Below are 12,668 nucleotides of genomic sequence, written 5' to 3'. Positions count from 1 at the left end.
AGTGCATAAAGTCAATGTTTTTTACCTAAAGTAATGGAGCAATTACACGTAAAATTGCTTCAAACCAACCCATAAATTTACCAGTTACAACTTCATCCAAGGTAATTTCATGAGACTTTTCTACTGTCGCTAAAAAATCTTTCTTAATATCTTTTAATATTTTATTGTTATATAAATAAATCCCATTTTCAAAATGAAGATATAAACTACGATAATCTAAATTGATTGTCCCTACTGTTGCACATTTATCATCCACTAAAAAGTTTTTAGCGTGAATAAATCCAGGAGTATATTCATAAATACGAATACCATGTTTGATCAATGTTTGATAATATGAACGTGTAACTCTAAAAACAATTTTTTTATCTGGTATTCCTGGTGTAATGATGCGTACGTCGACTCCTCTTTTAGCAGCATTGATCAATGCTGTTTGTAAGTTATCATCTAAGATCAAATAGGGTGTTGTAATATATAAATAATCATACGCTTGATTGATCATGTTTAAATAAACATTTTCACCTACATTTTCATCATCTAAAGGAGAATCTCCATAAGGAGTTACATAGCCATCTACCTCAAATTTTTGATGAGAGCGCACATAATACTTTTCATAATCTTCTTCTGTATTTCTTGCTACATTCCATGATTCTAAAAACATCTTCGTAAGCGAATTAACAGCAGGACCATGAATCATTAACCCAGAATCCTTCCAATGCCCATATTTAACTCTTTGATTAATATATTCATCTGCTAAATTAAATCCACCACTAAAGCCTATTTCACCATCAATCACCACGATCTTTTTATGATCACGGTTATTCATCGCTAAAGATAAAATAGGTATAAAAGGATTAAATGCCACACTCTTAATGCCCATTTTTTCAAGTTGACGATCATAATGACGAGGCAACATCGTAAGTGATCCTACATCATCATACATAAATCTCACTTCTACACCTTCTTTAACTTTCTCTTTAAGAATATCTAAAACACTTTTCAACATTTTTCCTTCATCAACAATAAAAAATTGCATAAAAATGAATTTTTTCGCATTTCTTAAGGATTCCAATAAAGGTTCAAAAGCATCATCACCTAATGAAAAATATTTAAGATCTTGTCCATAATAAGTAGGATATCTTTGTTGATTTAAATAATTCATTTGTCCTTTAATATAAGGATCAGCTACTTCTTCTATAATATCATTTTCAATAATACGTTGATTCTTTATTTGTTTTAAAAAAGCAAGTTGTAACCTTTGACTTGGTTTTTTATCTCCTAAAAATACATAAAGAACACCACCTACAAAAGGTACAGCAGCTATTAAAACAAGCCAGGTAATCTTATAAGCACTTGCATCATCCTTATTTATAATATATAAAGCAGCAAGAACACTAATAAGCTTGAACAAATAGACAAAAAATCTAGATGATCTGTGAATTGTCAAAAAAGCTACAAAAACAATAATTAATTGAATTAAAATCAATAAACCTGAAAATAATATTTTATTCGTTAATAACTTCTTAGATTGCTTCATTTTCTTCTCCATAAAAATCATATTTCATCATTACGTAAACTTCACTTAATTGTTGATACCCATCACTTAAAATATACTTCACTTTTAAATAACGATCATGTTCCATTGTAATAAGTTCTGTAAAGAGTTCTATCATCCCATAATCTGTATGATAATGATTTCCTATCTTTCTATGATAAGAAAGATTTAATAAAGAAGGTCCATTAGCTAATGTCATTTCTTTACCTTTTAAAATAATTTCTATCTTTTGATCATTGTTATAGAAAGTAAATTTCTCTTTATCAAATCCTTTTTCATAGATTCCATCACTTTTAAATTGAACTGTTTCATGATGATCATCATATTTAAATATACTCTTATAATTTACTTTAATATTCTTTTTCATTCTATCACCGTGCATATTATAACATAAAATGGCAAGAATAAAATCGGTGATAAAATGAGACAGTTTATAAAAAGAATTCTTTATTGTTTTATATTTTTCTTCACATTTCTTTTATTGATGTATATTATTGCCTTTTGTGTAGGAAAACCTGAACTTAATAAAGATCGTTACATAAAGCTTTATGATGATCAAAATAAGATTTTTTATCAAAGTGTCAATAATTATAGTGGGCAATATGTTTCAATTGATGATGTTAGTCCTTATTTTTTAAAAGCAATTGTTGCTATTGAAGATAAACGTTTTTATAATCATCATGGGTTTGATTATGTCGGAATTTCCCGGGCAATAAAAACAAATGTCCTAAAAAGGAAAACTTCTCAGGGTGCTAGCACAATAACCCAACAATACGCTCGTCTTCTTTATTTAACAAATGAAAAGACTTGGTCTCGTAAAGTAAAAGAAGCTTTTTTTACTTTACAATTAGAAACACATTTATCAAAAAAGGAAATTTTAGAAGGTTATATCAATAATGTCTATTTTGGACATGGAATTTATGGCATTGAAAATGCTTCCCAGTATTTCTATGGTAAAAAAGCAAAAGAATTGACTTTAAATGAAGCAAGCATGTTAGCAGGGGTTGTCAATGGTCCCCAATATTATTCACCAATTTTAAACAAAGAAAGAGCTAAACAAAGACAAAATCTTGTTTTAAAAGCTATGTATGATAATCAAATGATTACTCAAAGTATTTTAGAGGCCACTCAAAAACAAACTCTTAATTTAGCAAGTGAACATTCACTTAATGAAAATATGTCTACTTATTATTATAAGGATACTGTTTTAGAAGAATTAGAGGAATTAGGTTTTTATAATAATCAATATTTAAATAAAGGATTAAATATTTATACTTCTTTTAACAGTGAATATCAAAATACTTTAAATGATCTTATTAAAGAAAAGAAAATACAAGGTGATCTACAATGCGCTTTTACGGTCGCAAATCCTAAAACCAATCAATTACAAGCCTTGATTGGTGGTAAAGATTACGCTAATTCTCAATATAATCGTGCAATACATGCTTCTAGACAAATAGGAAGTACAATGAAACCTTTTCTCTATTATTTAGCCTTAGAAAACGGATTTAATCCCTCTACACGTTTTCTATGCGAACCAACGACCTTTAAATTAAGTAACAATACAACTTACTCTCCTGCTAATTTTCATCAAAAATATGCTTATCAAGAAATCACACTTGCTCAAGCTATTGCTGTCAGCGATAATATTTTTGCTGTAAAAACACATTTATTTTTAGGCACAGAAAATCTTAGAGATTTTCTCAAATCCTATGGAATCAACGCTAAAAACAACGCCTCTTTAGCACTTGGAACAGTTAATACAAACATTTATAATCTTTCAAATATCTACTGTAATATTGCTTCTGGTGGTAAATATCAACATCTTTATACCATTGAAAAAATCGTTGATCATCAAGGAAAAACTATTTATCAACATAAAAATCAAAGAATTCAAAATTTGAACAAAGAAAGCTGTTTAATCCTCAATCAATTATTAACAGGAACCTTTAATAAACAATTTTCAACTTATTTAAATGCAACAATGGAAAATTATCAAACCAAATATAAAGTTGCCTGTAAAACAGGAAGTACAGATTATGATAATTTGATTGTTGCTTATAATCCTAATATCCTCATTAATGGTTGGGTAGGCTATGATGATAATCGAAAAATAGAAAACAGTCAGGAAAAAGTGCTTGCTAAAGAATTAGCAATTGATTTTTTAAATAAAGAAATCAAAAAAGAAAGTTGGTATAAATTAACATCTAAATTAAATGCTATCGCTATTAATCCTATCTCTGGAAATATTGATGAAACAGGGATTGTTTATTGGTTTAGAAAAGGGACTCCTTGATATCTTGTTCATTATCCTATAGAATGGATATGGTGATGAAAATGTTTAAAAATTCTTTTTGGGGAATATTAAAAAAAGGAGATTGGAATAACGAAAATACAGATGAAGTTTTTGAACCAATTATTAATTTTTTAGTAAATCATAAAGATCAATATATTTTTGATTTTCATGATTTAATGTCTGAATTTCTATATGAATTAGATCGTAAAGAAATCTATGAACATAGTATCAATCAAGAACAATTTAATGAGGAAGATTTCTTAAATCAAAGAGCTTATGTTCTTACAAATGGTAATAAATATTATCATGATATCATTTCCCTCATTAAACCACTAGATGGTGAATTAAAATGTCCACAGCTTTTAACGCTTCCAGCAAAAGCTTGGTCTATCAAAAACAACAAATCTATTGAAAAATATCCACATACACCTAAATATAATATTCAAACAAAAAGCAATACCAAATATTGGTAAAAAAAGAGGATTTTTGAAATCCTCTTTTTAGATACTTCATTATATATAGACATTATTAAAGAATTTGGAGTGCTTGGTGTATGAGATGTGTATTTCTTTAACTTTTAATCGCAACAATTATATCTTGTCTATACATGTTAAATGTACCATGTATAGACATGAATATCAATCATTTTATAAAAAAAGAGAAGAATTTCTTCTTCCCTAAATAACATCATATCCTGCTTGTTTGACAGCAGCTATAATAACTTGATCATCAACATCTCGATCATAAACAACATGTGCTTCTTCTTTTTTTAAGTTCACTTGTGAACTTACGCCTTCAATAGCATTAATTGCACGTGTTACATTAGCGACACAATGTTGACAAGTCATACCTTTAATTTTAAATACTTTTTCTTTAATAATTGGATTGTCTAATTTTTTATCTTCTAAAGCTTGATAGATTTCTCCACCACCGCCACAACAAGAACTTTCACCTTTCATATGCTTTCTTGTTGATTTTAAAGCAATACCAACAACCACAACTAATATAAGAACGATAATAACATTAGCCATAATTACCTCCTGTTATTTTCTTTTCTTCTTAATTTTTTGAACAAGTGTGTAAATAGAAACACCTATTAAATAAATAACAAGTACTCCTAAAAACATATAGAAAGTCGAACCACTTACATTACCCATGATTATGTCTCTCTTTCATTTTCTTTTGATCTCTATAATAATCATCTAAAGGAGATGAACATTGACTACACCCTGCACAAATACCACTACACTTATGTCCATCTTTCTTTCTAAAGAAATGTGTATAGATGACCCATGCACAATAGGCAACAATTAATAAAACAATAATCACATTAGCCATAATAATACCTCCTTTAATTTATAAAAATCCGGAATAATTCCGGATTTTATTATGCTTCAACTGATCTTGTAGAATAAACTTTTTGATCTTTATATGGATCAGGTCTAAACAACATGAATAACATGAAGGCTAGAACGATGAACGCAACAACTGTCCAGAATCCAAATGTTCCATATAATACTAATGAACCAATTTGATAAACCATTAATGAGATACAATAAGCATATACGTTTTGGAATACAATTGCAAACCAGAACCATTTTCTATCATTTAATTCACTTGCCATAGTTGAAATAGCAGCTAAACATGGTGAATCTAATAAGTTAAAGATTAAGAATGATAAAGCAGCCATTCCTGTTGGGAACCATTTAGCTACACCAGCAGCAACGTTTACAGCATCTTCAGGATCTCCAGCAACATTAGCTAATACACCCATTGTTGAAACGATTGCTTCTTTAGCTGAGAATCCAGTTAATGAAGAAGCAACAGATTGCCAGTTACCAAATCCAAGAGGTGCAAAGATTGGAGCGATGAAATCACCAATAGCAGCAATTAAACTGTTAGCAGTATCTTCAACCATACCGAATGATCCACCTTCAAATCCAAATGTAGATAAGAACCAAATAACGATACAAGCAACAACTAAAATAGTACCAGCTTTAATTAAGAATCCTTTTAATCTTTCCCATACATGTAATAATACAGTTTTTGCACTAGGAATATGATATTCAGGTAATTCCATAACGAATGGTGCAGGTTTACCTGAGAAAGGTTTTGTTTTCTTTAACATAATCGCAGCAACTAATACTGCAACAATTCCCACAAAGTACATTGCAGGAGCAATAAATCCAGCAGCTTGCCAACCAGCAACTTTACCAGCCATAACACCACCTAATAAAGCAATAACAGGTAACTTAGCTCCACAAGGAATAAATGTCGCAGTCATAATAGTTAAACGACGATCATTATCTTGTTCGATTGTTTTCGATGCCATAATAGCAGGAATACCACAACCAGAACCAATTAATAATGGAATAAAGCTTTTTCCTGATAAACCGAAATATCTAAATACTCTATCCATAACGAAAGCAATACGTACCATGTATCCACAATCTTCTAAGATTGATAAGAATAAGAATAGAATTGCCATTTGAGGAGCAAATCCAATAACAGCTCCAACACCACCAATAATACCATCAACGATAACCGCAGTTAATAAACTACTTGCGCCAACTGAACCTAAGAATCCAGATACAGCATCTTGAATTGCAACAACGAAGACATCATTTGTCCAATCAGTAACAAATGTACCGATAGTTGTTACTGAAATATAGTAAACAACAAACATAACAGCTAAGAAAATTGGAATTCCTAAGAATCTGTTAGTAACAATTTTATCAATTTTATCTGACATTGTTAATTTTTCTTTTGGTTTTTCAACAGTTGTTGAAATTAATTTTTGAATATAAGTATAACGTCCATCAGTAATAATACTTTCCATATCATCATCTAATTCAGTTTCTAATTCTTTTCTTAAAGAATCAATTGTTGTTTTATTTTGACTACTTAATACAATATGATTCATTACTTTTTCATCATTTTCTAAAACTTTAACAGCATACCATCTTTTCTTATTAGCTGTAATTGTTTCAGATAATGCTGGAACAACAGTATCAATTGCTTTTTCAATCTTTTCACTAAAGATAGATTGAGGTAATTGATGTTCAGATTTTTTAGCAACTTTAACAGCTTCAGCAATTAACTCTTTTAAACCTGTTCCTTTTAAAGCAGAAGTTTCAATAATAGGACAACCTAAGACCATTGATAAACGTTTAGTATCAATTTTTAAACCTCTTTTTTCAATTAAATCTGCCATATTTAAAGCAATAACTACTGGAACCCCAGTTTCAATCAATTGAGTTGTTAAATATAAGTTTCTTTCAATATTTGTAGCATCCACTAAGTCAATAATAACATCTGGATCTTCATTTAAAAGAAAATCACGGCTGACAACTTCTTCTAATGTATAAGGAGATAAAGAATAAATACCTGGTAAGTCAACAACCGTAATATTATCTTCTTTATTACCTTTAATTTTTCCTTCTTTCTTTTCTACAGTAACACCTGGCCAGTTACCAACATATTGATTAGCGCCTGTTAATGCGTTAAACATTGTTGTTTTACCACAGTTAGGGTTACCTGCAAGTGCAAATTTAATATTCATTTTTAACTTTCCCCTCCCTATTCAACTTCAACACATTGCGCATCATTTTTTCTTACTGTTAATTCATAACCTCTTACAGTAATTTCAACAGGATCTCCAAGTGGAGCAACTTTTCTAATATACAATTCTACCCCTTTAGTGATACCCATATCCATAATACGTCTTTTATAAGCACCATCACCAAAGATCTTTTTAACAGTAACAGTACTTCCGACTTCTACTTCATTAAGTTTCACAACACTTCCCCCTTTTCTATACCATGATACGTTTAGCCATATCCTTGTTTATAGCAACGCGAGAATCCTTGATATTAACAATCACATTTCCCCCAATTGCCGAAACAACAGAAACTTCAGCTCCAACAACAAAACCAAGATTATTTAAAAATCTTCTTGTTTCTTCGTTACCACCAATTCTTTTGATTTCACCGGTTTCACCTATATTTAACATTGTTAACGGCATCCTACTTACCTCCTCAAGAATTTGTCCTCGCTAACCATATTAGGTTATGCTAATTTGATTAGTATTTGCTAACTATAAGACGTAAAATATAGTTAGACTTCTCTAACTTCAAATAGAATATACTGCATTTCGTTATCAATGTCAACCCTCTTTCTTGATTTAGCAAAGTGATTTCATTGCTTATCTTGTTAAAAATATGGTATAATATGCAAAGAGGTGATGCACATGAACTTACAAGAATCAGGAGAAATGTATTTAGAAACAATTCTTGTTTTATCTAAAAGAAATAAGGATGTTCGTTCCATAGATATTGCTCATGAGCTTAATTATTCTAAACCGAGTGTCTCTCGTGCTATTGGTTTATTAAAGAAAGATGAATATATTATTGTTGATAGTAAAGGATATATTGAATTAACTGATAAAGGTTTAAAAGTTGCTACAACAATTTATGATCGTCATGATACACTTTCTTCATTTTTTGAAAGTATCGGTGTATCTCATGACACTGCTGTTAATGATGCATGTCGTATCGAACATGTTATTTCTGATGAAACAATGAATAAAATTAAAGAACATATGAAAAAATAGCTCAGCGAGCTATTTTTTTATTATATAAACAAAAAAAGGTAAGTAATCTTACCAAACTTTTGCTTCACTTAATAATCTTATGATAGGAAAAAGGAATTTGGCTAATTTAAGTTAAATAAATCATAAGACAATTAAACGAATAATATTGCAGCAACGATGACACTCATTTGTAAAGCCAGAGCAATCAAGCTGCGTTTGAATTTATTTTTCATAGCTCTTTACTCCTTCTGTAAGTTATCCTTCGCTAACCACAACTATATGTTAGCATAGACTAACTATACTGTCAATCTCTTTTATTCATTTTTTTATTTTTATCTTATCTCTATTTTTTCATAGAAAATTAAGGTATAATTATTATAATAAAATATTAAGAAAAGAGGTGAAAATATGCCAAGACCTGGAACTAGCGGTGGTGGACATCGTTCTTCTGGCGGGCATTCAAGTAGTCGTGTTGGAGGCGGACACCATGTTGGCAGATCAAGTCGTCCTACAGGAAGCTCATCTTTTAACAGCGGTCCCTCTATGCATCATTATCATCATACTCCACCACCTCCTCGAAGAGGCTATTATGGATATAGAAGAAATGTTTATACTAGTTCTTCAAGTGGTTTAGGAACTTTGATCACTTGTTTAATTGTTTTCGCAGTTGTTATTTTTAGCTTTTTTATGATTGCTAGTGATGATAGTGACGTTACATCAACAATCAATCGTGAAAAGATAGAAAATCCTATTTCTTACGATAATAACTGCATTAAAGATGAACTAGGTTATGTAGAAAACACATCAAAACTTTCTAAAAATCTTAAGAATTTCTATAACAAAACAGGAATTCAACCTTATATTTATTTAAAGAGCTATGATGAAACACTTACAAGTGATAGTCAAAAAGATAATTACGCACAAAACTGGTATGAACAAAACATTGATAACGAAGATACTTTCTTATTTGTTTACTATGAAGATCAAGATCCTAATGAAATAGGTTATATGGCTTATGTTAACGGGAAACAGGTAACTTCGGTAATGGACAGTGAAGCTGTTAATATTTTTTGGAACTACATAGATCGTTATTGGACAGATAATTCACTTTCTACAGTAGAGGTATTTACAAAGACCTTTAATTCAACAGCAAATACGATTATGGAAAAATCAACAACTTCTAATGATATTATTAAAATCATTTGTATTATTGTTGGAATTGTCATTGTAATTGGTGGAATTATTTATATCTTGCGTATGAAATTTAAACGAGATAAAGAAAAAGCTAAAGAAACAGTTGAAATATTAAAAACACCTCTTGATAAATCAGATGAATTAAGAGACAAATACTTAAATGAAGAAGGGAAAGAATAACTATGGGAATTTTAACAAGATTTACAGACATTATGAAAAGTAATATTAATGCTTTATTAGACAAATGCGAAGATCCAGCAAAAATGATTGATCAAACATTAAGAGATTTAAGAGAAGATCTTGCTGAAGTCAAAAAAGAAACAGCAAACATTATTGCTGATGCAAAAAGTGCAGATCGTCAAGTTCAAGAATGTGAAGATGAAATTGTTAAATATACAACAGCTGCTCAAAATGCTTTAAAAGCGGGTAATGAAGATGATGCTAGAACATTGATTGCTAAAAAACAACAATATGAAAGCAATCTTGTTTCATACAAAAAAACACAAGAACTTACTCATGCCAATGCTGATAAAATGCGTCAAATGCATGATAAATTAGTAAACGATATCGAAACATTAGAAGCTAGAAGAGATGCTATTAAAGCAACAGTTGCTTCTGCTAAAACTCAAGAACATATTAATAAAATTGTTTCTGGTGGAGATAAAGCAAAATCTTCTATGGAATCATTTGAACGCTATGAAAAGAAAGCTGAAAAAATGTTAGATGCTGCAACTGCTGAAGCAGAATTAAACACTCATACAAGTGCTGCTTCTACTCTTGCTGATAAGTATACATCAAACGGTAGTGACGCTTCTGTTGAAGATGAATTAGCTGCTATGAAAGCAAAACTTGGATTATAATATAAAAACTGTAAAGATACTCATATTTTATTTATGAGTATTCTTTACAGTTTTTTATTTATATAAGATTCTTTATAAAATAATATACATGTATTATTTTTTCTTGCTAATTCTGCTTTCATTTTAAAGAAGCAATCCTTTGTGCATAATCATCACTATTAAATATATAACTTCCAGCAACTAATACATCAACACCTGCATCTTTACATTTTTTTCCTGTTGTTTCGTTGATTCCACCATCTACTTCAATTAAGTAGCGATCATTATTTTCTTTTCTTCTAGTATCTAAATCTTTAATTTTGGCTAAAGCAATTTCTTTAAAGGATTGCCCACCAAATCCAGGTTCAACAGACATGACTAAAACGACATCTAATAAAGATAAATAATCTTGGATTGTATCAACTGGTGTATTTGGTTTAATACTTATTCCTACTCGGACACCATTTTCTTTAATATGATGAATAAGTACTAAAGTGTCTTCTTTATTGTCCATTGCTTCAATGTGGAAAACAATAAGGTTTGCTCCACTTTTAATAAATTCATTGACATACTTTTGAGGTTCACTGATCATTAAATGAACATCTAAAAATAAATTTGTCACTTTAGAAACATCTTCTAAAATACTATATCCAAAAGAAATATTCGGAACAAAATGTCCGTCCATAACATCATAATGAAGCCAATCAGCTTTTCCATTTTCAATTTTTTCTATATCATCTTTCAAGCATGTAAAATTTGCTGAAAGAAGAGAAGGTGCAACTTTAACCATATTATTTCTCCTTTTTCTCAATCTCTACATCGTTACTCTTTTAATGAATTTATAAAATCAGCTCTATTCGCTATTTTTTTAATTTCATTTATAATATTCTTATTCGATACAAGATCATATATTTCCAAAACAATTTGATTAAATTCAGACTCCATATTATTAGGAACAGCTAACATCACTATCATATCAACATAATTATTTCCCCATTTAATAGGATTTGTTAGGGTCATTATAATAATACTTGTATTAATAACAGTTGCCGGGTCCCCATGCGGTAATGCAACACTATTTTCTAAAACTGTATCACCTAGTTCTTCTCTTTTATATACAGATTCTCTAAATCCACTTTTAACTGCTTTATTTTGTTGTAATATATCAATCATAAAATCCATACATTCTTTTTTTGAATTTAATGCAGATTTAAAAAATAGATATTTTGGTTTAATATATTTTTTCAAAGTAGATAGTTTTATTTTATTACTTTTTATTGTTTCATTAAGCCTTGGAGTTTTAATAAAAACATTTTTTGCATATACATCAAAAATATTTGCATAATCTATATTATCTAAAAATGGACTTACTTTTACAACTGGTATTTGTGAATTAAAATATTCACTAGTTGTACTAATTATAAGATCTACATTATTCATATTAATCTGTTTCAAATTACTTAAACTGCAGGATTGAATATCATCATATTTAGGAAGGACAGATCGTAATCTATTAACGATATATTTTGATGATGCTATTCCATATGGACAAATAACTAGAATTTTATGAGATACTGCAGATTTATTAATAGCAATTTGAAAATATATAGTAATAAAAGAAACTTCATCATCTGTTAAAATACAGTCAAATGTACTTTCAATAATTGATAAAACATACCATGAAACTGTAAATAAAGGTAGATATCTTGTTTTTATCTCACATAAAATAGGATTAACAATATTAACACCATTTTTTAATCTCATAATCATTGCAGGAATATGTTGATATAATTGTTTTTCTAATTCATCTCTATTAGATATTACTATATTTTCTGTTTTTTCTAATCGATTAATTATTTCATTTATAAGCAGATGATATTTGCTTTTATCAACATCTATCTTTGTCATTCTATACGATGCTAAATACTTAGTAAGAATTATTTTATCTTCACCTGTTAAATGAATATCCACCTTTTCTTCTAAGTATTCAATAATTCTTTGTACAAATGGATAATCTGAAATAAACAACATTCCGTCTGTATTAATATATTCTTCGTCACCTATATGATAACCATGTTTATTTCTATAGATAAATACAAGTAAAGTAACATTGAAAGCATTTTTATAATAATCAGTTATTTGAATATTATTAAATGAAATTATATCATTAAACACCTCTAAGATTAAATCATACAA

General features: G+C 29.2%; 14 protein-coding genes. 5 read left to right on the top strand and 9 right to left on the bottom strand.

Features of this window, described 5'->3' with window-relative positions:
• Positions 1–25 precede the first annotated feature (25 nt).
• Both cls and Fi14EGH31_RS01380 read right to left on the bottom strand, forming a co-directional pair.
• Positions 26–1,534, bottom strand: a complete 1,509-nt coding sequence (cls, locus tag Fi14EGH31_RS01385; RefSeq protein WP_118305987.1) for a cardiolipin synthase — start codon at positions 1,532–1,534, stop codon at positions 26–28.
• Complete coding sequence (locus Fi14EGH31_RS01380; protein WP_118632608.1) at positions 1,521–1,919, bottom strand: DUF1934 domain-containing protein; 399 nt, start codon at positions 1,917–1,919, stop codon at positions 1,521–1,523. Before Fi14EGH31_RS01380 ends, cls begins: the two co-directional genes overlap by 14 nt.
• 54 nt (positions 1,920–1,973) lie before the next feature.
• On the opposite strand from Fi14EGH31_RS01380, the gene Fi14EGH31_RS01375 reads away from it, so the two are divergent.
• Positions 1,974–3,848: a transglycosylase domain-containing protein gene (locus Fi14EGH31_RS01375; protein ID WP_200765063.1), complete on the top strand. Its 1,875-nt coding sequence runs from the start codon at positions 1,974–1,976 to the stop codon at positions 3,846–3,848.
• A 41-nt stretch (positions 3,849–3,889) separates the two neighbouring features.
• Positions 3,890–4,321 (top strand): DUF4240 domain-containing protein, encoded by a 432-nt coding sequence (locus Fi14EGH31_RS01370; RefSeq protein ID WP_158546565.1) that lies wholly within the window; start codon positions 3,890–3,892, stop codon positions 4,319–4,321.
• Positions 4,322–4,525: 204 nt separating this feature from the next.
• Here the strand turns inward: Fi14EGH31_RS01370 and Fi14EGH31_RS01365 are convergent, their stop codons facing one another.
• From Fi14EGH31_RS01365 to Fi14EGH31_RS01345, 5 genes are all read right to left on the bottom strand, one after another.
• Entirely contained in the window at positions 4,526–4,879 is a 354-nt protein-coding gene (locus Fi14EGH31_RS01365) for a heavy-metal-associated domain-containing protein (protein WP_117574710.1), read from the bottom strand.
• A 118-nt stretch (positions 4,880–4,997) separates the two neighbouring features.
• A complete protein-coding gene (locus Fi14EGH31_RS01360; RefSeq protein WP_022002705.1) occupies positions 4,998–5,186 on the bottom strand; it encodes a FeoB-associated Cys-rich membrane protein in 189 nt (62 codons plus the stop codon).
• Positions 5,187–5,235: 49 nt separating this feature from the next.
• Positions 5,236–7,410: a ferrous iron transport protein B gene (gene feoB / locus Fi14EGH31_RS01355; RefSeq protein WP_200765062.1), complete on the bottom strand. Its 2,175-nt coding sequence runs from the start codon at positions 7,408–7,410 to the stop codon at positions 5,236–5,238.
• A gap of 17 nt (positions 7,411–7,427) precedes the next feature.
• Positions 7,428–7,646: a FeoA family protein gene (locus Fi14EGH31_RS01350; RefSeq protein ID WP_117850859.1), complete on the bottom strand. Its 219-nt coding sequence runs from the start codon at positions 7,644–7,646 to the stop codon at positions 7,428–7,430.
• 16 nt (positions 7,647–7,662) lie between these two features.
• Complete coding sequence (locus Fi14EGH31_RS01345) at positions 7,663–7,872, bottom strand: FeoA family protein (RefSeq protein ID WP_117850857.1); 210 nt, start codon at positions 7,870–7,872, stop codon at positions 7,663–7,665.
• A gap of 225 nt (positions 7,873–8,097) precedes the next feature.
• On the opposite strand from Fi14EGH31_RS01345, the gene Fi14EGH31_RS01340 reads away from it, so the two are divergent.
• From Fi14EGH31_RS01340 to Fi14EGH31_RS01330, 3 genes are all read left to right on the top strand, one after another.
• Positions 8,098–8,460, top strand: coding sequence for a metal-dependent transcriptional regulator (locus Fi14EGH31_RS01340; RefSeq protein ID WP_107030199.1), 363 nt, complete (start codon positions 8,098–8,100; stop codon positions 8,458–8,460).
• 387 nt (positions 8,461–8,847) lie between these two features.
• Positions 8,848–9,813 (top strand): hypothetical protein, encoded by a 966-nt coding sequence (locus Fi14EGH31_RS01335; protein WP_200765061.1) that lies wholly within the window; start codon positions 8,848–8,850, stop codon positions 9,811–9,813.
• A 2-nt stretch (positions 9,814–9,815) separates the two neighbouring features.
• On the top strand, positions 9,816–10,493 hold the full coding sequence (locus tag Fi14EGH31_RS01330) for a PspA/IM30 family protein (RefSeq protein ID WP_200765060.1): 678 nt from the start codon (positions 9,816–9,818) through the stop codon (positions 10,491–10,493).
• 118 nt (positions 10,494–10,611) lie between these two features.
• On the opposite strand, the gene rpe is transcribed toward Fi14EGH31_RS01330, so the two are convergent.
• Positions 10,612–11,262 carry a ribulose-phosphate 3-epimerase gene (gene rpe / locus Fi14EGH31_RS01325; RefSeq protein ID WP_117347589.1) on the bottom strand — a complete coding sequence of 217 codons (651 nt, stop codon included), beginning with the start codon at positions 11,260–11,262 and terminating at the stop codon, positions 10,612–10,614.
• Positions 11,263–11,294: 32 nt separating this feature from the next.
• Positions 11,295–12,668 carry a BglG family transcription antiterminator gene (locus Fi14EGH31_RS01320; RefSeq protein WP_200765059.1) on the bottom strand — a complete coding sequence of 458 codons (1,374 nt, stop codon included), beginning with the start codon at positions 12,666–12,668 and terminating at the stop codon, positions 11,295–11,297.

Origin of the sequence: Faecalibacillus intestinalis (assembly GCF_015097455.1) — a bacterium.
In the GTDB taxonomy this organism is placed as follows: domain Bacteria; phylum Bacillota_I; class Bacilli_A; order Erysipelotrichales; family Coprobacillaceae; genus Faecalibacillus; species Faecalibacillus intestinalis.
The sequence above is the reverse complement of the archived record's forward strand: the minus strand, read 5'-3'. Positions and strand labels throughout refer to the sequence as shown.